The 23,545-nt window shown below is 73.9% G+C and carries 2 protein-coding genes (1 of these 2 cut by a window edge); both read right to left on the bottom strand.

Going from position 1 to position 23,545, the window contains the following annotated elements; all coding sequences use genetic code 11:
* Window positions 1–14,483: the 5' portion of an SDR family NAD(P)-dependent oxidoreductase gene (locus OHS18_RS46370; protein WP_328615080.1), read on the bottom strand. Its footprint begins 7,975 nt before the window's first position; the window shows 14,483 of its 22,458 coding nt (coding positions 1–14,483); the start codon lies at window positions 14,481–14,483; its stop codon lies off the left edge, out of view.
* Complete coding sequence (locus tag OHS18_RS46365; protein WP_328615079.1) at window positions 14,480–23,545, bottom strand: SDR family NAD(P)-dependent oxidoreductase; 9,066 nt, start codon at window positions 23,543–23,545, stop codon at window positions 14,480–14,482. Before OHS18_RS46365 ends, OHS18_RS46370 begins: the two co-directional genes overlap by 4 nt.

The raw sequence follows: 23,545 nt of genomic DNA, 5'->3' as shown, positions 1-23,545 counted from the left end.
ATCCCGTTGGTCGCGCCGTCCTGGTTGATGCCGGAACCGCGGATGACGGCGTGGACGTGGTCGCCGTCGGCGAGCGCGTCGGAAAGCCGCCGCAGCACGACGACACCGACGCCCTCACCGGGGACGAACCCGTCGGCGGCCGCGTCGAAGGTGTGGCAGCGGCCGGTCGGGGACAGCATCCCCGCGCGGCCGGCTGTCAGGTAGGTCTTCGGCGTGGTCTGCACGGCGACACCGCCGGCGACCGCGAGGTCCGTCTCGCCGCTCCACAGCCCCTGGCAGGCGAGGTGGATGGCGACCATCGAGCTGGAGCAGGCCGTGTCGACGGCGATCGCGGGCCCGCGCAGGTTCAGGTGGTAGGCGACCCGGGCGGGCACGATCGACGGCGCGTTGCCCCAGGCCGCCTGTGCGGGCGGCCGCTCGTCGAACCAGGCCGTGTAGTCGCCGCCGGTGCAGCCGACGTAGACGCCCGCGCGCTTGCCGTCGAGCGAGTCGCCGACGTAGCCGGCGTTCTCCAGCGCCGTCCACGCCTCTTCCAGGAACAGGCGTTGCTGGGGGTCGGTGTAGGCGGCCTCGCGCCCGGACATCTTGAAGAAACGCGCGTCGAACTCGTCGATGCCGTCGAGAAAGCTGCCTTCCCGGCAGGCGACGTCCGTCCACTCGGGACCGGAGACGTCCCAGCGTTCGATCGGGCCGACCAGGTCGTCGCCGTCGGCGAGGTGCCGCCAGAGCGCGTCGAGGTCGGGTGACCGCGCGAACCGGCCGCTGATGCCGACGATGGCGATCGGGTTGTTCTCTTGTGCTTCCGGTGCCGGTTCCGGTTCGGGGCCGGACAGGGTGGGCTGGTGGCTTTCGGCGATGTGCGCGGCGAGCAGCTCGACGCTGCGGTGGTCGAAGATCACCGTGGTGAGCAGGTCGAGGCCGAGGGACTCGTTGAGCTGCTGGACGAACCCCGCGCCGACGATCGAGTCGAGGCCGTAGTCGGCGAACGCCCGGGCCGGTTCGATCGCGGTCTCGGCCATCCGCAGCGCGTCGGCGAGCTTCTCGAGGACCACGGCGGTGATCGACGTGGTTTCCCCTGCGGGCGCCGGTTCTTCCGCCGGCGCGGGCGCCTCGACCACGCGCGGCCCGCGGGCGACGCCGTCGCTGTGGGCGACGACGACCTGCTGCCCGAGCGGCTCGGCGTCGGCTGCCGGGTTCGCGACGCCGGTGAAGCCCTCCTGCGTCAGCACCCCGGCCCAGCCGGCCGGGGACAGCGCCGGGCTGCCGGGGACGCGCAGCTCGGCGTCGGTGTGCGTCCACCAGCCGTCGAGCAGGCCGAACGTCAGGTGGTTGACGAGGTAGAAGCCGCTGATCTCGTTGAGCGCCAGCAGGCCGTTGCCGCGCAGCAGGGCCTTGACGCTGCGCAGCGTCGCGCGGACGTCGGCGGTGGTGTGCAGGACGTTGGCCGCGATGACGACGTCGAACGCGCCGGTGTCGAGACCCTGCCCGTGCGGCGGCTCGGCGACGTCGAAGACCTGGTAGGTCAGGAAATCGTGGTCGAAGGCGTCCTCGGCGCGGTGCAGGAAGGCACGCGAGACGTCGGTGAAGCAGTACTCGGCGAGCGGCAGCCCGGCGCGGGTGAGCCGGTCGAGGACCACGCGGGTGGTCCCGCCGGTGCCGGCGCCGACCTCGAGCACGCGCAGCCGCGCACCGGGCTCGGCGGCGAGGCGCGCCCGCAGGAAGCCGGCGACGTGTTCGGCCAGGACGGCGTTGAAGTGATCGGCGACCCGGTTGTCCCGGTAGACGCCCTCGACCAGCGCGAAGGAGCCGTTCGGGAAGAGGACGTCGGTGGCGAGGACGTCGCCGCGCAGCACGGCGGGCAGGGCGGGCACGGTCCGGCCGAGCAGGTCGAGGGGCGTGCGCAGGTCGGGGTTGGCCGCGGCCCAGCGTTCCGCGTCGCGCCGCCACCCGGCGCGGCAGGTCTCGGCGTCCGGTCCCGGGATCCACTGTCCGGAGTCGTCGACCAGGCCGTGGTCGGTGAGCACCCGCAGCATCGGCGGCAGCCAGCCGGCGAACCGCTCGTCGGCGCCGGTGAGGGCGGCTTCCCGCAGCTCGGCGGCGACCCAGCGGGCCAGGGCGGCGTCGATCTCGGCGGGCACCGGACCGGCCTGGTAGGTGGCGAGCGCGTCGGGCAGCTCCGGCGCGGCAGGTTCGGCCGGGGTGGCCACCGCGTGCGGCTCGATCACCGCGGTCTCCCCGGTGAGCACGCCTTCGACCGGCAGGGGCCGGCCGAGCCGCAGGAACCCGATCTGGTCGAGCGGCCCGGCGAGCAGCCCTTCGACGGCGGCCATCGCGGTCGCGGGCTCGATCGGCGCGAGACCGAGGGCGGCCATGCCGTCGAGGAGGTCGTCGGTGACGTTGCCCCAGTAACCCCAGTTGACGGTCTTCACGCGGCAGCCGAGGGCGTCGCGCAGGCCGTCGGCCGCCGCGTCCACGTAGGCGCAGGCCGCGGCGTAGTGCGCCTGGTCGGCGTTGCGGATGAAACTGACCAGCGACGACACCAGCAGCACGAAGTCGAGGTCGACCTCGGCGAAGACGTCGGCGAAGTGCACGCACGGGTCCACTTTGGACTTGAGTGTCGCTTCGAGGTCCGGCTCGCTCAGCTGGGCGAGCGGGGTGTGGCTGAAGGTCATGGCCAGGTGGACGACGCCGTCGATCCGGCCGTGGCGGCGGAGGACGTCGTCACGGACGTGCCGCAGCTCGGCCGGGTCGGCGACGTCGGCCTGCAGGTACTCCGCGGCGATCCCGGCGCGGCACGCCCGGATCCCGTCGTCCTCGGGGCGGCGGCCGACCCAGACGAGCCGGGCGTCGTAGGTGCGGGCCAGGTACTCGCTGAGCACGACGCCGAGGTCCCCGGCGCCACCGGTGAGGACGTACACCCCGCCGCGCCGGAACGCTGCGGCCGTGGCGGCCTGCTCGACCGGCACCAGCCGGCGACGCAGCCACTGGCCACCGGTACGCCGGAAGGGGTGGGCGCGGCGGTCGGCGGGCAGCCCGAACACTTCCGCTGCCGGGAAGGGCTCGCCGGCGGTGAGGTCGACGGCCCGGACCCGCCACCGCGGCTGCTCCTTGGCGAGCCCGCCGACGAGCCCGTGCAGCCCGGCCTGGGCGGGGTCCCGGGTGAACGCGTCGTGGGTGACGAGGGTCAGCTCGAAGTCGCGGTCGCCGTGGGTCGCTTGCAGCTGATTGAGGACGCGGAACAGCTGCCGGGTCGCGCGGCGGTGTTCCTCGATGCGCTCGGCCGCGGTACCTCCGGCACGGCTCGGCACCTTCACGACGACCCGGTCGATCCCGCCGTCGTCCTCGGTGGACACTGCGGTCCCGGACGCCCGGATCGCCTCGGTGTCGTCGGCGGACAGCCCGATCGCGAGCACGGCGCCCCCGGCGGAGACACCGGCGGGCCGGTGCGGCTCCCAGACCGGGCAGACGGTGAGGTCCCCGGCGGGAAGGTCACCACCCGCGGCGGAAACAGCGGCGGGTGATACCGGAACGGCAGGCGCGGCGGCAGCCTTGCGCACCACAGGAACCGATGCCCCGGCAGGTACAGCCCGCCTCGCTTGCGCCGCGACCGGCCCCGCCGCCGCCGCCGCGAAGGGCGAAGCAACCTCCGCCTGGCTCGCAGGACCTGCCTGCGCAGCAACCGTCGCCGACCCAGTGCGCCCGGTCCGCACCGCAGGCGCGGCCCCGGTGCGCTTCCCGCTCCCCGGCAGCACATCCGTGTACCAGTACCGCTCCCGGGCGAACGGGTACGTCGGCAACCCGACCCGGCGCGGGCGCGGACCGCCGGTGTGCAGGCGGGACCAGTCCACCTCCACACCGCCCACCCAGGCCTCGGCGAGCGGGGGCAGCTTGCCGCTTGTGCCCCAGCGGACCAGGGTTTCCTGGAAGTCGTCGTCCGCGGCCAGCGCCGCCAGCGTGCCCGAAAGCCCGGTGCCCGCGAACGTGTCCGGGGGCAGCTCCGCACCGCTGGCGTAGGCGTCCAAAGCGGACACCAGGGCCTCGATCGAATCCGTCACCGTCGCGAAGCGGGCCGGCATCGGCTCGCGGCCGACCTGGAGGGTGTAGGCGATGTCGGCCAGGTCGGCGTCGGTCCGTGAAGCCAGGTCGTCGCGCAGGCGGGCCGCGGACTCGCGCAGCCGGTCTTCGTCCAGCGCCGAAAGCACCACGGCCTGCGCCGCGGCCGGTCCTTGCGCGCGTTCGGGCACGATGTACTCCTCCACAAGCAGGTGGGCGTTGGCTCCGCCGGCACCGAACGCCGAGACCACCCCGGCGCGCGGCACACCGCCGTCGCGCGGCCACGGCGCGGCGTCGCGCTGCAGCACGAACGGCGTGGCGCTGAAGTCGATCTCCGGGTTGACGCGCCCGGCGTGCAGCGACGGCGCGAACGTGCCGTGCCGCATCTGCAGCAGCACCTTGCTCAGCCCGGCGACGCCGGCCGCCGCTTCCAGGTGGCCGATGTTCGACTTGACCGAGCCGAGCGCGCAGAACTCTCGGGCGTCGGTGAACTCGCCGAACGCCGAGGTCAGGCCGGCGATCTCGATCGGATCGCCGAGCGGGGTGCCGGTGCCGTGCGCCTCGACGTAGCCGATGCGCCGCGGGTCCACCCCGGACTTGCGGTAGACCTGCCGGATCACCGCGCCCTGCGCCCGCGGGTTCGGCACGGTGAAGCCGTGGGTGTGGCCGCCGTGGTTGACGGCGCTGCCCCGGATGACACCGAGGATGCGGTCGCCGTCGGCCTCCGCGTCGGCGAGCGGGCGCAGCAGCACGGTGCCGACGCCTTCGCCGGGCACGTAGCCGTCGCCGCCCTCGCCGAAGCTGCGGCACCGGCCGTCGCTCGAAGCGAACTGGGTCTGCCCGATCATCAGGTACTTGCTCGGGTGCAGCGACAGGTTGACGCCGCCGGCCAGCGCGACGCCGCATTCGCCGCGCCGCAGCGCGGCACAGGCGAGGTGGATCGCGGACAACGCGGAGGCGCACATGGTGTCGACAGCGATGCTCGGGCCACTCGCGTCGAAGAAGTACGAGACGCGGTTCGCGATCGACGCGAGACTCCCCGGCACCACGATCGGTTCTCCGCGCACCGCTTGTTCGGCGCCGTAGAGCTGGTACTCGGTGTACATCGCGCCGGCGAACACCCCGACGTCACCCGCGTCTTCGCCGACGTGCGCCCGAGCGGCGGCCCGCAGGGAATCCCGCGTGTGGCCGGCGTCCTGCAGCGTCTCGTAGGCGGACTCCAGGAACAGCCGCTCCTGGGGGTCCATTGTGGACGCGGCGCCGGGCGAGATGCCGAAGAACAGGGGATCGAACTCGTCGACGCCGTCGAGGAAGCCGCCCCACTTGGCGTAGGTCTTGCCGGGGGCGCCGCGGCGCGGGTCGTAGTAGCGGTCGTGGTCCCAGCGGTCGCCGGGGATCTCGGTGACGGAGTCGGTGCCGGCCAGGAGGTTGGCCCAGAACTCGCTCAGGTCCCGCGCGCCCGGGTAGCGCCCGGCCATCCCGATGATGGCGATGGGCGGTTCTTCGTCCGGCCGGGCCGCGGGCACGGGTTCGGCGACCGGGGCCGGTGCCGATTCCACGACCTGCGTCGAGGCGACTTCCGGCACATCGGACTCCTGCGCCGCGGCGACGCCGACCAGGGCGGCGAGCGCGTCCGGCTGGGTCTCGGCGAAGTGCCGCGCCAGCCCGTCGATCGTGCGGACCTCGAAGAACAGCGTGCTGCCGACGTTGTCGAGGTCCTTGCGCACCGCCTCGGTCAGCTGGACCACCAGGATCGAGTCGATGCCGTACCGGTCGAACGTCACGTCGGCGCGCACCGAGGCGACCGGCAACTGGAGCACGTCCGCGACGAGCGCGCGGAAGTGGTCACGCGCCCGCTCCAGCAGGTCGGTCTCCCGGTCCGGGCTCGCCGTGGCAGGAGCGGGAGCAGGCGTGACGGCGACCGGCGTCGGCTCGTCGGCGATCTGCGAGAAAGCGGGCCCACCAACCGGGACCGGCTGCCGGACCACGCCGTCGCTCTCGGCCACGAACACCTGCTGCCCGAGATCGTCCGCGCCTTCCGCGGCGATGAACGCCGGATGGAAGCCCGTCTCCTCCAGAGCGCGCAACCAGTCGCGCGGGGTCAGGCCGGGCGAGCCGGAGATGCGCAGCGCCGGGTCGTCGTAGCGCCACCAGCCGTCCAGCAAGCCGAACGTGAGGTGGCTGAAGAACACGTTGTCGCTCAGTTCGTTGAGCAGCAGGACGCCGTTCGCGCGCAGGGCCGCTTTCGTGTTCGTCAGCGTGGCGCGGATGTTGCGCGTCGCGTGCAGCACGTTGGTCGCGACCGCGACGTCGAAGTCGCCGAACCCCTCTTCCAAGGGCTTCTCGATGTCGACGATCCGCGGGTCGAGATAAGGCGCGATCGACCCGTACGCCCGGCGCGCGTGCAGCAGGAACGCCTTGGAAAGGTCGGTGTAGCAATAGGTTTCGATGTTGTCCCGCCACGGCGCCAGCCGCCGGAACAGGACCGCGCTCGTGCCGCCCGTGCCCGCGCCGATCTCCAGGATCCGCAGCCGCGCCGCGGGATCCGCCGCCACGCGGGCGCGGACGTGCTCGACCAGCGTGTCCGCGAGGACGTCGTTGAAGTAGTCCGCCACCGGGTTGTTCCGGTAGACGGCCTCGACCAGTTCGAGGGAGGACTTCGGGAACATGACGTCGGTCGCGGGACGGCGGCCGGTCAGGATATCGGGCAGCGCGCGCACGGTCGTGTCGACCAGCACGGCCTGGGGACGCTTGCCCTCGCTCGCCAGCCACGGCGCCCGGTCGGCGTCCCAACGGCGCCACGCCTCGGCGAGATCGACCGGGGACGGGGAGACGGCCTCGTAGCGGTCGTCGGCCGAGCGCAGCAGGCCGGTGCGGACGAAGACGTCCAGGGTGTGCGACAGCCAGCGCGAGTACCGCGGCTCGATCCCGCCGGCCGCGAGCAGCTCGGCGGCCGTGCCCGGACGGCCGAACAGGCCCAGGTCGCGCAGCAGCGCCCAGGTGATCCGGACGAGCGCGGCCTCCATGGACCGCCCGTGGCCGTCGGCGGCGACGCGCACGCGCTCGATGTCCGCGCTCCGGTCGGGGCGCGCCGCGAGCAGATCGGCGACCGGCGAGGCGGAAGCACCCGGCAACGCCGTGAGCGCGCTGTCCTCGTAGAACGCGGCGATGCTGCGGGCGTCGGCGGCCTTCAGCAGCGCCAGCCGGTCGAACGGCGACGTCAGCAGGCGGTCGAACGCGGCCATGCCCTCCGCCGGTTCGATCGAGCCGAGGCCGAGGCGCGCCATCCGCTGCCGGTAGCCGTCTTCGGCGACGATGCCGACGCCGCCCCAGTAACCCCAGTTCATCACCTTCACCGGGCAGCCGAGCCGCTCGGTGAGCTGGTCGGCGTAGGCGTCGGCGAAGGCGCAGCCCGCCGCGTAGTTGGCCTGGCCGGGCGCGGTGAAGAACGCCTGCATCGACGAGAAGAACGCGACGAACTCCAGGGGCTGGTCCGCGAAGACCGCGGCCAGGTTGACGGCGATGTCCGCCTTGGCCGCGTAGGTCGTGCGGAAGCACTCCTGGTCCATCCGCGCGACGCTCTGGTCGCCCAGCACGATCGCGGTGTGCAGCACGCCGTGCACCGGCCCGTGCCGCTCGACGATCTGCGCGCACGCCCGGCGCAGATCGTCCACATCGGACGCGTCGGCGCGCACGTAGTCCGGCTTCGGGCCGAACGCGGCGAGCCGCTCCTGGCTTGCGGCGATCCCGGCGTCGAGCGGACGGCGGCCGATCCAGACGACCTGGGTGCCGTGGCGGCGCAGCAGGTGCTCGGTCCACACGGTGCCGATGCCGCCCGCACCACCGATGGCGACGACGACCCCGCCGGGCGCCGGCGGTGTGTCGTACGGCGTGTCGGCGACTTCCAGCAGCCGCGGCCGGAACCACTCGCCGTGCCGGCGGGCGACGACGACGCCGTGCGGGCCGGCGGGCGGGTTCGCCACCGCGTCCCACGGCACCGGCTCGCCCGCGGCGACGTCGACGATCCGCACCTGCCAGTGCGGGTACTCCTTCGCGACGGAGCCGAGCAGGCCGTGCACGCCGGCGTACGTGGCGTCGAGGGTCCGGTCGCCCGGCACCCGGCACGCCTGCCGGGTAACCGCGGTGAAGCCGATCTCACGGCCGTCCGCACCTCCTTCGAGGAGGGCCTTGACCAGCCGGAAGACGCTCAGGACGCCGTCGCCGGACGGCAGCCAGAAGACGTGGTCGACGTCGGCGGGAAGGTCTCCGTCGAGCAGGGTCGCGCCGGGGAACGCGGCCAGGAAGGCGTCCCGGTCGGCCGCGTCGCCCCCGGCGAGGACCAGGCGGGAGCCGACCGCGAGCTCTCCGGCACCGGAGACCGCGTCCCACACCGGGGCGAGCAGCGCCGTGCGCAGCGACGACGTCTCGGCGACGCGGCGGAAGGCGAGCCCACGCAGGCGGACCGCGACGCGGCCGGCGTCGTCGCAGACGTCGATGTCCACTGTGGTCACTTCGGCACCGTCGGTGGCGCGCCGGACGTGGGCCCACATCGTCTCGGCGGTGGGTGTGAGGATGTCGACGGCGTCGACCGCGAACGGCAGCGCGGGCCGGCCGTCGCGCTCGGCCAGCGCACCGGTCGGGTCGCCGAACAGGCCGACGACAGCCTGCACCGCGCTGTCGAGCAGGGCCGGGTGCACGGCCAGGTCGGCGCCACGAGCCGCGGTGGGCACAACGAGCTTGGCCAGCACTTCGCCGTCGCCGACGGCGAGCCCGTCGAGGGCCCGCAGCCGGGCGCCGTGGCGGATGCCGACGGCGTCGAGCGCGGCGCGGCACTGCTCCGCGGTGAGCGACCGGGCGGTGCACCGCGCGCGAACGGCGTCGAGCGGCACGGTATCGGCGGGTTCCGGCTCGGTGTAACGGCCCTGGGCGTGGACGTCGGTGCCGTCACGCCGGATGCGGAAGGCGCCACCGTCACGCTCGACGGTGAGATCGGCGCCGGTGACGTCCACGGGGAAGGGTGCGCTCCAGACGAGATCGCGCAGACCGGCCGGGGTGAACGCGGCGCCCGGCGTCACGGCGCGCCGCGCGAACTCGAGGGAGAGAACAGCGGGGAGAACGGCTTGGCCGTTGACGTGGTGGTCGGCGAGGAAGAACTCCTCGCCGGTGAGCCGGACCCGGTACGCCGAGGGCGCGAGGTCCGCCGGGGGTCGTGGCCGACCCTCGGACGGCACGGCTGCCGGCCAGTAGCTCTGGCGCTCGTAGGGGTACGTCGGTGCCGGGACCACGTGACGCGCGGCAATCGGGAAGGCCTCGGCGACGTCAGCGATCGCCCCGCGGACGAAGGCTCCCGCCAGGTCGCGGGCCGTCGACGGGCTCACCGCGTCCGCCTGCGCGTCGGCGGGGACCTCGCCCGTGAGCGCGTCGGTGGCCGTGCCGGTCAGCCAGGCGCGCAGGCGGGCCGCAAGCTCAGCCGTGCCGTCGGCGACGACCGCGAGCCGGTGCGGCAGGGCGGCGCGGCCGGCGGCGAGGCTGTACGCCAGCTCCGCCGCGGCGACGCCCGGCTCGCGGTCCAGGTGTGCGACCAGCCGTTCGGCCACCGTCCGGAGGGCCTCCGGCGACCGTGCGGACAGCAGGAAGGCCTGCTCCCCCGGCACGTCGGCAACGGGTGTGCGCGGGTACTCCTCCAGCACGACGTGCGCGTTGGTGCCGCTCGCGCCGAAGGAGCTGACGGCCGCGCGTCGCGGTCCGTGTGCGGGCGCGGGCCACGACGTCGTAGCGGTCGGGACCGTGAAAGCGCTGCCCGCCAAGGGGATCCGCGTGTTGGCGGCGTCGAAGTGCAGTGACGCCGGGATCGTGCGGTGGCGCAGGGAAAGGACCGTCTTCACCACCCCCGCGACGCCCGCGGCGAACTGGGTGTGCCCGATGTTCGTCTTGATCGAGCCGAGCGCGATGCTGCCCGGACGCGCGTCGGCGAACACGCGGGACAGCGCGCGGAACTCGATCGGGTCGCCCAGCTGGGTGCCGGTGCCGTGCGCCTCGACGAGCTGGACGCCGTCGAGGCCCGCGTGGACCTCGCGCAGCAGCCGTTCCTGGGACGCCGCGCTCGGGGCGGTGATGCCGTTGGTCGTGCCGTCCTGGTTGACGCCCGACGCGCGGACGAGCGCGTGGATGTGGTCGCCGTCGCGCTCGGCGTCGGCCAGCCGCTTGAGCACCAGCGCGCCCGCGCCTTCACCCGGGACGAACCCGTCGGCACCGGCGTCGAAGCTGCGGCAGCGGCCCGACGGTGACAGCATGCCGGCGCGCGTCGCGGAGGCGTACAGCCGCGGCGTCGTCTGCACGAACACGCCGCCGGCGATGGCGACGTCGGCCGTGCCCGCCTTCAGGTCGCGGCAGGCCAGGTCCAGCGCGACGAGCGAGCTGGAGCACGACGTGTCGACGGTGAGCGCCGGGCCGGTGAAGTCGAGCAGGTACGCGATCCGCGACGCGACGACCGAGCCCATCGTGCCCCACAGCGCCTGCGCCGGGGCGGTCTGATCGAGGTGCTCGCCGTAGTCCCCGGCGTAACACCCGACGTACACGCCGGTGCGGCCGCCGAGCCGGCGCTCCCCCGTGTAACCGGCGTCCTCCAGGGCGTTCCAGCACTGTTCGAGGAAGATCCGCTGCTGCGGGTCCATCGCCGTCGCCTCGACGCCGGAGATGCCGAAGAACGCCGGGTCGAAGCGGTCGATGTCGCGCAGGAAGCTGCCGGTGCGGCAGGTGACGTCGTCGGCGAGCGGCCAGCGCGTGACGGGCTCGACGAGGTCGGTGCCCGCGGTGAGGTGGTCCCACAGCGCCTCGGGGGTTTCCGCGTCGCCGTAGCGCGCGGCGATGCCGACGATGGCGATCGCGTCGTCGTCCCGCGCCGCCGCCGCGGCGGGTTTCGCGACGGGGCGGGCACCGGCGAGGAACGCGCCGAGGCGGTCGGCCGTGCCGTGGTCGAAGAGGTCCGTGGTGTCGAGGTCGGTGCCGAGGGTCTCGTTGAGCCGGTGCACGAGGCTGACGCCGAGGATCGAGTCGAGGCCGTAGTCGGCGAACGGCCGGTGCCGCTCGATGTCGGCCGCCGGCATCTGCAGGATGTCGGCGAGTTCGGCCAGCAGGACGCTCTCGGCGTCGACGTGCTCCTCGCGCGGGGTCGCCACCACCTCGGCGGGCTCGAACCAGAACTCCGGCCCGGCGAACGGATAGCCGGGCAGGTGCACCCGGGCCGCGGCACCGTCCATTTCGGACCAGTCGAGGGGGGTGCCCTTGGTCCAGAACGCGGCCAGCTCGCCCCAGGCGCCGTCGGCGACCCACTGCTCGACCAGCGCGCGCACCTCGGGCTTGCCGGCCAGCGCGGTCAGGGTTTCCTTGCTCGCCTGGACTTTCCCGCGCCACCACGGGCCGTCCGCGAGCTCGGACAGGTACGCGCCCAGCTGCTCGCGCCACTCCCCCGCGCTTCGAGCGACGAAGCAGACGCGCTCGTCCATGGCCTCGCGGCCGTGCTGCAGTGTCGCCGCGACGGCGGCGAGGTCCGGCGTCTCCTGCGCGTCGAGCCAGGCCGCCAGGTCGGCGGCGCGGGCGCGCAGGTCGGCGTCGGTCCGCGCGGACAGCGGGAGCAGCACCGGGTTGCGCAACGGCGTCGGCGTCGCGGCGCGCGGGTACTCGGCGACGAGCACGTGCGCGTTCGCGCCACCCGCGCCGAACGACGAGATCCCGGCGACCCGGCGACCGGTGGAGAGCCAGGCGCCGCCCTCGCGGGCCAGCGTGAACGGCGTCGCGGCGAAGTCGATGTCCGGGTTGGTCCGCTCGGCGTGCAGGGTGGGCGCCAGCTCGCCGTGTTCCAGCTGCAGCACCACCTTCGTCAGCCCGGCGATGCCGGCCGCCGCCTCCAGGTGGCCGATGTTGGACTTGACCGAGCCGAGGGCGCAGTCCGCCGGGGTGTCCGCGAACGCCTCGGTCAGGCCGTCGACCTCGACGGGGTCACCGAGGCGGGTGCCGGTGCCGTGGGCCTCGACGTAACCGACGTCGGCCGGCGTCAGCCCGGCGTTGTCGAGGGCTTCACGGACGACGGCGGCCTGGGCGCGCGGGTTGGGGACGGTGTAGCCGTTGGTGCGGCCGCCGTGGTTGACGGCCGAGCCGACGATGACGGCGTGGATCGGGTCACCGTCGGCTTCGGCCGCGGCGAGGGGTTTGAGCAGCACCGCGCCGACGCCTTCGCCGGGGACGAAGCCCTCACCGCCGTCGCCGAAGCTGCGGCAGCGTCCGTCGGCGGCGAGCATCCGCGCGCGGGACAGCTCGACGTAGGTCGACGGGTGCAGGTACAGGTTCACGCCGCCGGCGATGGCGAGCTCGCACGCGCCGTGGCGCAGCTGCTCGCAGGCCTGGTGGATCGCGGTCAGCGAGGCCGAGCACATCGTGTCGACGGGCAGGCTCGGGCCGCGCAGGTCCAGCAGGTAGGAGACGCGGTTGGCGAGCGAAGCGAACGACGTCCGCGGCGCGCGGCGGGGCCCGCTCACGGCCGGCGGGTCGTTGCGGTCGAAGCCGGTCTTGGTGACGCCGGCGAAGACCCCGACACGGCCCTGGTGCCGGCCGGCGAGCCGCTCCCGGGTGTAGCCGGCGTCCTCGAGCGCGGACCAGACGGTCTCGAGGAAGAGCCGTTCCTGCGGATCGATGTCGGCGGCGTCGCGCGGGGCGATGCCGAAGAAGGCCGCGTCGAAGCGGGCGAAGCCGTCGAGGAAGCCGCCCCACTTGCTGTAGCTGGCGCCCTCTTCGACGGCGCGTTGCCGGTCGGGCTCGAAGAAGCCGTCGAGGGGCCAGCGGTCGATCTCGCGGACGCTGTCGCGGCCCGCGCGGAGGTTCTGCCAGAAGGCGTCGAGGGTGGGCGCGTCGGGATAGCGGCCGCTGATCCCGATGATGGCGATGGGTTCGCCCGCCGCCTCCGGTCGTGAGTGATAAGTAGGGTTAGAACCCGACTTACCACTCACGACAAGCCGCGGCAGAGCGCCCGTCTCGCTCGCCGGGGCAGCGGGCACGGGGGCGTCGTCGAGCCAGCGGGTGCAGCCCTCCTGGTAGCGCTCCGCCAGGTGGCCGGCCAGGGCCGCGAGGGTCGGGTACTGGTACAGCAGCGTCTTCGGCAGCGCGCCGAACCACTCGGTGAAGCGGCGGTTCAAGCGGGTCACCGTGAGGGAGTCGATGCCGTAGCCGTCCAGCGGCGCTTCGGCGTCCAGGCGGGTCGCGTCGAGGCGCATCGTCTCGGCGATCAGGTCCTTCAGCCGCGTGAGGACGCGGGCTCGGAGGTCGTCCTGGCCGGTCATGTGGTTCCCTTCCCCGGTGATCACGACGTGGGCGGCACCGAGCGCGAGCGCTCCGTGCAGCGCGGTGAGCGCGGCCCCGGTCTCCAGCGGCGGGCCGAAACGCTCGGCCAGCTCGGGCAGTTCCTCGTCCGGCACGCGCATTCCGCCGTCGCGCCACAGCGGCCAGCCCAGCGACACGCCGACGCCGGACCCGGCACGCTGCGCCAGGTAGGCGTCGAGGAAGCCGTTGGCCGCCGCGTAGCCGGCCTGGCCGGCGTTGCCGAGCGTCCCGGCCGCCGCGGAGAACGCCGCGAAGAAGTCCAGCGGCAGGTCGCGGGTCGCCTCGTCCAGGGCGACCAGGCCCGCGACCTTCGGCGCCAGCACCGCCTGGAAGTCCTGGTAGGAGCCCTGGATCAGGTAGCCGTCACGCAGGACGCCCGCCGCGTGCACGACGCCGTCGAGCCGCCCGTACGTCCGCACGACGTCCTCGACGACCGCGCGCACCGCGGCCGCGTCCGTGACGTCCACGCTGCGGTACTCCCCCGGCCCGGCCGGCGACCGTCCACATCGGACCAGGACGGCGTCCGGCGGGAGGTCCGCGGCGAGCAGCCGGCCGATTCCGCCCGCGCCGCCGGTCATCAGGTAGACCCCGCCGGGCTTCCAGGCGCGTCCGGCACCCGGCGCGACGGACTCCCAGTCCGCGACGAAGCGCCCTTCGGAGGTGACCCGCACGTGGTCCCCCGGACCGGCCAAGGCGCTCAGGTCCGGCGGCTCGTCCGTGAACTCGGCCAGCTGCACGCGCAGCGCCGGATCCTCCTGGACGGCGGTGCGCAGCAAGCCGATCAGGCCCGGGAACACCGAACCCGCACGGCAGGCGACCTGGACGACGCACGGTCGTCCGTCCCCTGTGGACAGCAGCCGTTTCAGCTCGCCGAACAGCCGGATCGCGGCCCGCTCGTAGGCGACGGCCGGGCTGTCGCCGTCGCTCTCCACGGCGGCGATCGACACACCCGGAAGCCGAACGGGCAGGTCGCACGTCATGACGAGCCGTCGTGCGCCGGCGGGCAGCGCGGTCGGGCCGGCCGGTTCGCGGCGCCAGGTGGGCACGCGCAGGGTCATGAGGTCGCTCCCTTCACGAGACGCGGGGCATCGAGCACATCGGGGCTTTCCTGGTCGGCCAGCACGGCTTCCAGCAACGCGGCGCGCGCGTCGACGTCGAAAGCGGCGCGCGGTCCGGGCTGTTCCGGCGCACCGGGCACCCAGTAGCGCTCACGCGCGAACGGGTAGGTGGGCAGCCGCAGGATCCGCCGTCCGGCCGGGTGCAGGTCCTCCCAGACGACCGTCCGGCCTGCGCACCACAACGCCGTGACGCGGTCGAGGTCGGCTTCCGTGACCTCCGGGTCCGGCGTGCGGTCGCGGCGCACCGCGGCCCCGCGGGCCCGGCGCAGGCTGCCGGTGTGCGGCCCGGGACGTCCGGCGAGGAAGGCGTCGAGCCCGGCGACGACGTCTGCGACGCTCGAGGCGGCGAAGCCCAGCCGGTGTTCCATCTCCTCCCGGCCCACCTGCAGCGTGAAGGCCAGGTCCGCCAGGGAAGGCTCGTGGCCGGCGACGAAGTCGCGCAACGCGATCACGCGCTCCCGCAGCCGGTCGGCGTCCCGGGCGGACACCACGATCGCCTGCGGACCGGCAGCCGGAGCCGGCTCGGGACGCGCCGGCGGGGCTTCCACGACGACGTGCGCGTTGACGCCGCCGAAGCCGAAGCTGCTGACCCCGGCGCGCAACGGCAGTTCCTGCCCGGCGGCGTCGGTGACGGGCTCCCAGCGGCGCAGCTCGCGCACCACCTCGAAGCCGTCGAGCGCGAGGTGCGGGTTCAGCTCGGCGCAGTGCAGCACCGGCAGCAGTTCGCGGTGCCGCAGCTGCTGCAGCACCTTCAGCAGGCCCGCCAGGCCGGCCGCCGCCTCCGCGTGGCCCATGTTCGCCTTCACCGAGCCCAGTGCGCGGGTCCGGCCGGGCGACGCACCGAGGTTCCGGTAGGCCCGGGCGAGCGCGTCGACCTCGACGGGGTCGCCCAGCGCGGTGCCGGTGCCGTGCGCTTCGACGTAGCCGACGCTGTCCGGGTCGACGCCCCGCATGGCCGCCTGGACGACGTCGGCCTGCGCGGCGGCGTTCGGCGCGGTGAGCGACGCGGCGCGACCGCCGTGGTTCTCCGCGCTGCCGAGGATCACGCCGTGGACGACGTCGCCGTCGCGGAGCGCGGCGGACAGCGGCTTCAGCAACACCGCCGCGGCGCCTTCGGAACGGACGTAGCCGTCGGCATCGGCCGAGAAGGACTTGCAGCGGCCGTCGGGGCTGAGCATCCCGGCGGTCTGCGTGGCGGCGAACGTGTCCACGCTCAGCAGGAGGTTCACGCCACCCGCGATGGCCATCTCGCAGCGCCCGGACCGCAGGTTCTCCACCGCGCGGTGCACGGCGACGAGCGAGCTGGAGCAGGCGGTGTCGATCGGCTCGCTCGGGCCGTGGACGTCGAGCAGGAACGAGACGCGGTTGGCGAGCACGGCGTGCGAGTTGCCGGTGGCGGTGTAGCCCTCGGGCGCGACGCCGCCGGCGTTGAGCAGGTGGTGGTAGTCGTGGCCGGAGACGCCGAGGAAGACGCCGGTGCTGCCGGGGAGCCGGACCGGCGGGTAGCCGCCGTCTTCGAGAGCGGTCCAGACGGTCTCCAAGGCCAGCCGCTGCTGCGGGTCCATCAGCTCGGCTTCCAGCCGCGAGACGGCGAAGAAGTCCGCGTCGAACCGGTCGACGCCGTCGAGGAGGCCGGCGAACTTCGGGAAGTCCGCGGCCGCGACGACCTCGGCGTAGCGGTTGTCGAAGCGGTCACCCGGGTAGCGCGAGACCAGGTCGGTGCCGGCTCGCAGCCGGTCCCAGAAGGTGTCGGGGTCGTCGGCGCCGGGGAAGCGGCCGGCGATGCCGATGATCGCGACAGCCTCGGCGGGGGCGGCTGCGGGCGGCGAACCGGGTGCGGCGGGGGCGGCGGGCTGGGCAGGCGTGGCCAGGGCGGGCGCGGCGGCGGGTGCCGCGATCTCCGCGGGAACGGGCGCGGCGAGCGGCAAAATCGCGGGCGCCGTTGTCGTGGCGGGGGCGGCGGCCGTGAACTCCGCCGGTTCCCCGACCTGCTCTGCCAACGCTTCGACGAGGCCGCGGATGTTGGGGAACTCGAAGAACACCGACGGGCGCAGGTCGATCCCGAGCCGGCCGCCCAGCTCCGTGGCCAGCGCGGCGAGCGTGATCGACTCGAAGCCGAAGGCCGGGAAGTGCGTGTCGAGGTCGATCTCGGCCGGGTCCGCCTTGAGCAGCCCGGCGACGGTGTCCCGGACCGTGCCGGTCAGGCCCGGCTGCCCGGCGGCCGGGGCGTCGTCCGGGCCGGTGCCGAAGTCGGCGCCGGTGAGGCGGCCCAGCCCGCGGCCGGTCTCGTCGAGCAGGCGGACGTCGAAGACGGCCTCCCCGGTGCGCTCCAGCAGCACCGCGCGGGTGCGGTCGAGGTCCCGGCCGGTCAGCGAGCCGAGGCGCCGGATGGTGACGTCGGCGTCGGCGGACAGGTGCTGCACACCCTGGACGAGCCCGGCGAACACCCAGGCCGGGATCCGGACCCGCCGCTTCCCCGGGTCCTGGCAGGTCTCGGGCGCCGCGACCCGGACAAGGAGCTTGCCGTCGATCTCGGCGACGCCCTCGACCGCCTTCGCGTACGGCCGAGGGTCGACGCCGAGTTCGGCGAGCCGCGCGTAGAAGCCGTCCTGGTCGAGCGAAAGTGTCGCGGTCACCGCGGATTCGTCGTCCTCGGCAGCGGGGACGAGGTCGGCGCTGAACATCAACGCGCCCGCCGAACTGCGGAGTTCCACGCGGTGTCCGGCGCCCAGCCGCCAGTCGAGCTGCTCCTCGGCCGACGGCGCGGGCACTTCGCCCCAGCGGGCGTCCCGGATCGCCCACTCGCCGTCGAGACCGGCCACCTCGGCGAAGGCGAGCACGCCGTCCAGCAGCGCGACGGTGGCGTAGCGGCGGTCGCGCCGGACCGAGTAGGTGTAGTCGAGGAGTTCGTCGCCGCGCAGCGCGAGCCGGTAGCGGATGCCGCTCAGATCGGACCGGTTCACCCCGACCCACGGGTGCTCCCGCCGCGCGAAAGCGAGAGGGTTCAGCACGCTCGGCGCGTCGTCGAAGGCCGGGTACCAGCAGCGCACCTTGTCGAACGGGTACCCGGGCAGCGACAGCTTGGCCGGGCGCGCGGGCCAGAGGACGTCCCAGTCGACGTCCGCGCCGGCGGCCCAGGCCGCGGCGAGCACCGGCAGGTCGGCGTCGGCGAGGGCGCGCGTCACGACGTCCGGGTCCGGGGTCTCGGACACGGCCATCGTGCTGGGGGTGAACCAGAGGCCGGCGGGCACGGTGCCGGTCCAGTCCACTTCGGACAGTTCGGCGAGCCGGGTCTCCGCGTCCTCGGCGACGAACGCGAGGCGGCACGGCAGCTCGTTCTTGCCCGTCTGCAGCGTGAACGCGAGCGCGTCCAGGCCGGGGCGCTCGGCGCGGACGTAGGCGTGCGCGTCGCGGAGCACCCGGCCCAGAGCCTGCGGGGTGGTCGCGGAGAACACGAGCAGCCGAGGCCGGCCCGTGTCCGCCACGGTGGCCACGCCGTCGTGTTCCTCGACGACGAGGTGCACGTTCGCACCGCCGGCGCCGATCGACGTGACCCCCGCGCGGCGCGGCACGGACTGGCCGTTCAGGACCGGGCGCGACCACTCGGCGCGCTCGCGCTGGACGACGAACGGCGTGTCGTCGAAGTCGATCGCCGGGCTGAGCGTCCCGGAGTGCAGCGACTCGACGATCGTGCGGTGCTTCAGCTGCAGCAGCACCTTCGTCAGGCCGGCGATCCCCGAGCCGGACAGCAGGTGCGCGACGTTCGACTTGACCGAGCCCAGCGCGCAGAACCCGCGGTCGGCGGTGTCGCGGCGGAACGCGCTCGTCGCGCCGCGGATCTCGATCGGGTCGCCCAGCGACGTCGCCGAGCCGTGGCCTTCGAGGTAGCTGATCGTGCGCGCGTCGACACCCGCGTCGTCCAGGGCCTTCTCGATGGCGCGGCCCTGCTGGGTGGGGCTGGGCACGGTGAAGCCGTTGCGGACGCCCGCGTTGGTCATGCCGCTGCCGCGGATGACGCCGTAGACGTGGTCGCCGTCGGTGACCGCCTCCGGCAGCGGCTTGAGCACGACCATGCCGACGCCCTCGCCGAGGACGGTGCCGTCGGTGCCGATGCCGTAGCTGCGCAGGAGGTCGGCGGACTTGCTGGTGAAGTGCGCCTGCGACGTCGCGATCAGGTCGTAGGGGTGCAGCATCAGGTTGACGCCGCCGACGACGGCCATCCGGCAGTCGCCCGCGCGCAGCATCCGCACGGCCTGGTGCACGCAGGTCGACGACGACGCGCACATGGTGTCCAGGAACATCGACGGGCCGGTGAAGCCGTAGAAGTAGGACAGCATGTTGGCGAAGACGCCGAGCTCGCTGCCGCTGGTGGCGGTACCGCGGGTGAGCATGTTTTCGAAGCCGTAGAGGGAGTAGCTGTTGTTCATCGAGCCGACGAGCACGCCGACGTCACCCTGGTAGCGGCGCTGGATCGTCTCGCGGGAGTAGCCGGCGTCCTCCAGCGCGGTGACGCCGGACTGCAGCAGCAGCCGGACTTCCGGGGACAGCAGTTCGGCCTGGCGCTGGGAGATCGAGAAGTAGCGGGGGTCGAAGGCGTCGATGTCGCGCAGGAACGTCCCGGCCTTGACGACGGTCTTGCCGGGGACGTCGCGCTCGTCGAAGTAGAGGTCGCGGTGGCGCCAGCGGTCGGCGGGGACGGGCTCGAAGCTGTGGCGTCCTTCGCTGAGCAGGTCCCAGAACTCGGCCAGGGTGTCGGCGCCCGGGTAGCGGCCGGCCATGCCGATCACGGCGATGTCGTGGGTGTCCTCGCGGGGTCGCTCGATGATGCGCGCGGGCGCCGGTGGCTCGGGCTTCTCGACGACCGCCGGGGTTTCCGGCTCCGCGGTCTCCGGGGTGCCGAACATTTCCCGGAGGCGGTCGCGGTGCTCGTCGATCAGGTAGCCGGCGACGCCGCGGAGGTCGACGTACTCGAAGAAGAGCGTCTTGGGCAGCGAGCCGAAGTCGTCTTCCAGGCGGCTGGTGACGTCGACGACGATGAGCGAGTCGATGCCGTAGCGCTCCAGCTTCTGATCGGCCCGGATGTGGTCCGGTTCCTGCCCGGTCAGCTCGGCGAAGAGCCGGCGGAGGTGGTCCTCGGTCTTCGCGGTCAGGGTGCGGTCGTCGATTTCGGTGGTCTTCTTCCGGGAGGCCGGACGCTCGTCGCGGGTCAGGCCCGCGTAGCGGCGGAGCTTGTCGGCGTCGCCGTAGAGGACGGCGCGCTGCGGCGGGGCGTCGACCTGCAGCGCGCGGTCCAGCGCGGCCAGCCCGGCCGCGGTCGGCAGCGGGACGGTGCCGGTCGTCTTCCGCAGGTACGCCTCGGTCGCTTTGTCGACGCTCATGCCGCCCTCGGCCCACAGCGGCCAGTCGACGACGCGGACCGCGTAGTCCTCGGCTCGGGCGGCGAAGGCGTCGAGGAAGGCGTTCGCCGCGCCGTAGGCCGTCTGGGCCGCGCTGCCGAAGGCGCCGGCGACCGAGCCGAAGAGGGCCAGGAAGCCGGCACCGTGCTCGCGGCACACGGCGTCGAGGTGCGCGGTCCCGGCGAGCTTGGGCGCCAGCACGGGCGTGGTGGCTTCGAGCGGCGTGGCGACGAGGTAACCGTCGGCGAGGACGCCGGCGGCGTGGAAGACGCCGTCGATCCGGCCGTGTTCGGACTCTATGGCCGCGGCGGCCCGGCGTACGTCGGCGGCGTCGGTGACGTCGACCTGCCGGTAGTCCGGCAGTTCGGGCCGCGCGCGGCGGCCGCTGAGTACGACGGTCGCGTTGTAGCGTTCGCGCAGGTGTTTGGCGAGCAGTGTCCCGACGCCGCCCGCGCCGCCGGTGATCCAGTAGACGCCTTGGTCGCGCAGCAACGACTCACCCGCGGTGGCGGCCAGTTCGACGGTCTCCCGCACGAGCCGCCGGCCGGACCGGTCGTAAGCGACCTCGATGTCGGGGGTGGCGGCTTCGGTGCGGACGATCGTCTCGAACCGCGCGGCGTCGGCGGGCCCGTCGATGAGGACGAGCTTGCCGCGAATGGCGGGGTTCTCCTTGTGCACCGACTTGAGGACCGCGCCGAGCGGGGCGTACACCGGGTCCTCAGGCGCACCGGGGGCGATGACGAGCACGGTCCGGGTGGCGCTGCCGGGCCTGTCCAGGAGGTCGCGGAGGTGCTGATAGCAGGAGTAGAACACCGCTTGCGCGGCCTCGGCCTGGTTCCGCGTGGTGCTGCCGGCCAGCGGGAGGATCTCCGCGTCCAGTCGCCGCGCGGCGGCTCCGCTGTCGGCGAGCACCGCGTCGAGCACGACGAGCGGACCTGTCCGGCCGGTCTCGACCGGCGGCGCGGGCTGCCACACCTGTCGCACTTCGATGAGGTCGCCTTCGGTGGCCGAGGCGGCATCAGCGACCGCGGGGGCCGTCGAGCCGGCCAGTGGGCGGGGCGTGTATCCGCGCAAGCGGGCGCACTGCACGCCGTCCTCGTTGTACACGTCCACGTCCACTTTGGACTCCGTGCCGCGCAGGACCGCCTGTGTGGTGCGACCGACCGGCCCGAGCAGGGTCAGCTCCGTCAGGGCGAACGGCACACTCGCCGCCGCCGGGGTGCGCCAGTCCGGAGACCCCAGGGCCAGGGCCGCCTGCAGGGCGCTGTCCAGCACCACCGGGTGCAGCAACCAGCCCGGCGCCGCCTGGGCGGGCACCCGGATCCGGGCCAGGACGCCATCGGCACCACCGGACACCGACTCGAGACCGCGCAACGCCGGTCCGTGCTCGACGCCGCTCGCGCGCAACGCCGCGTAACCGCGGTCGACGTCCAGATCCGCGGGGAACCGGGCGGCCAGGTCACCGGCCGGAGCGCCGCCGGGGGTCCCCGGAACGAGGCGGCCGGAGACGTACCGCTCCCCGGCCTCGTCGAGCACCGCGAAGTCGAAGCCGTCGCCGGCAGGCACCAGCCGCAGCCGGACGTCCAGGCGTGCGCCCGTCACCGCCAGCGGACGGATCCAGCCCACGTTGCGCACGCTGGGGACCTCGACCGGCGAGGCCGCCAGCACCAGCCCGAGGACGGCCACGCCCGGCACCACCGGAACGCCGTTGACCACGTGGTCGCGGATGACGTCCTGACCGGCGTGGAACGTCAGCGGGTAGGTCCACCCGCCGTCCTCCTCGACGCCCCCGCCCAGCGACGGGTGGCCTGCCTCCAGGGGCCGGAACCAGAACGGCGTGCGCGCGAAGGCGTACCCCGGCAGGTGCACCCGGCGGCCGGTCGCGGGCCACGCCGACCAGTCGACCGGCAGGCCGTGCGCCCAGGCGCGGGCGAACTTCTCCAGCCGGCCCTGCGCGAGCCAAGCCGCCGCCAGCTCGGTCACGTCGGACTCGTCGAGACCACCGGTCAGCTCCGCGGCCGAGCCGCCGAGAACGCAGTCGTCCGGCACGGACCCCGCCGCGACGCTCTCCAGCTGCCCGGCCCAGGTTTCGAGGTCGTGAGCGCGGAACACCACCCGGGCGGGCATCGGCACCCGGCCGTGCCGGAGGGTGTGGGCGATGTCGGCCACCGACGTGACGTCACCCGACGCCAGCCGCGCCCGGGCCCACGCCGCGAGTCCGGCGCACGTCTCGCGCAGCCGTTCGCCGTCCATCGCCGACACCGGGAGCCATTCGTCCTCTTCGGACAGAGGGGCCGGCTCGACAGGCGGCGGAGACTCCAGCAGCGCGTGCGCATTGGTGCCGGCGAAGCCGAACGAACTGACGCCCGCCCGCAACGGCGACCCGTCGGGCGTCGTCCACTCCGACAGCTCGTCGACGACGTGGAACGGGCTGCCCGTCAGCGTGATCAGGGGGTTCAGGCGCTCGAAGCCGACCGTCGCGGGCAGGGCCCGGTGCCGCATCGCGGCGATCACCTTGAGGATCCCGGCGACGCCCGCGGCGCCTTCGAGGTGCCCGATGTTCGTCTTGACCGAACCGATGCCGCAGTGCTGGTCGGAGCTCGTGTCCCCCAGTTCCGCAAACGCTTTCTTCAGGCCGCGGACCTCGATCGGGTCACCGACGGGGGTGCCCGTGCCGTGCGCCTCGACGTAGCTCACCGACGCCGGCTCGATCCCGGCGCGGCGGTAGGTGTCGGCGATCAGTTGGGCCTGCGCGTCCGGGTTGGTCACCGTCAGCGAGCTGGTGCGGCCGCCGTGGTTGGTGCCGACGCCCTTGATGATCGCGTGCACCGCGTCGCCGTCGCGCAGCGCGTCCTCGGCACGCTTCAGCAGCAGGACGCCGCCGCCCTCGCCGCGCACGTAGCCGTTCGCACCGGCGTCGAACGCCTTGGCCCGGCCGGCCGGGGAGAGCATGCCCGCCTTGCTGAACGCGATGAAGTGCCGCGGTGACCAGATCAGGTTGACCCCGCCGGCGAGCGCCTGGTCGCAGTCGCCCGACGTCAGCGCCTGCACCGCCTGCTGCACCGACACCAGCGAACTCGCGCAGGCCGTGTCGTTGACGACGCTCGGGCCGCGGAAGTCGAAGTGGTGCGAGACGCGGTTGGCGATCACCGCGTAGGCCGCGCCGGTCGGGTAGTAGGCGTCGATCGTGTCGAGCTCCTGCTCGATCAGCTCGGCGTAGTCCCAGTGGCACACGCCCATGAAGACGCCGGTGCGCGAGCCGGCGAGCCGGTCGGCGCGGTAGCCGGCGTCCTCGACGGCGTGCCAGCTCAGCTCCAGGGCCATCCGCTGCTGCGGGTCCATCAGCCGGGCCTCGCGCGGCGACACCTGGAAGAAGTCCGCGTCGAAGCACTCGGCGTCGGTGATGAACCCGCCCCAGACGCTGCTGGTCTTGTCGCCGTCGCGGCGCGGGTCGCCCGCGTGGTCGGCGGCGCGCCAGCGCTGTTCGGGCACCTCGCTGATCAGCGAGCGCCCTTCCGCGAGGTTCGCCCAGAACTCGTCGCTCGTGCGGGCGCCCGGCAGGCGCAGCGCCTGGCCGACGACGGCGATGTCCGTGCTGTGTGCCAT

The sequence above is a fragment of the Amycolatopsis sp. NBC_00355 genome, assembly GCF_036104975.1.
Classification (GTDB): Bacteria; Actinomycetota; Actinomycetes; order Mycobacteriales; family Pseudonocardiaceae; genus Amycolatopsis.
Note: the sequence above shows the minus strand (reverse complement) of the source record. Positions and strands in the feature narration are given on the sequence as shown.

Excerpts from the sequence above, each read along its gene's own strand:
- OHS18_RS46365 (WP_328615079.1), bottom strand. The coding sequence starts at position 23,545 with ATGGCACACAGCACGGACATCGCCGTCGTCGGCCAGGCGCTGCGCCTG.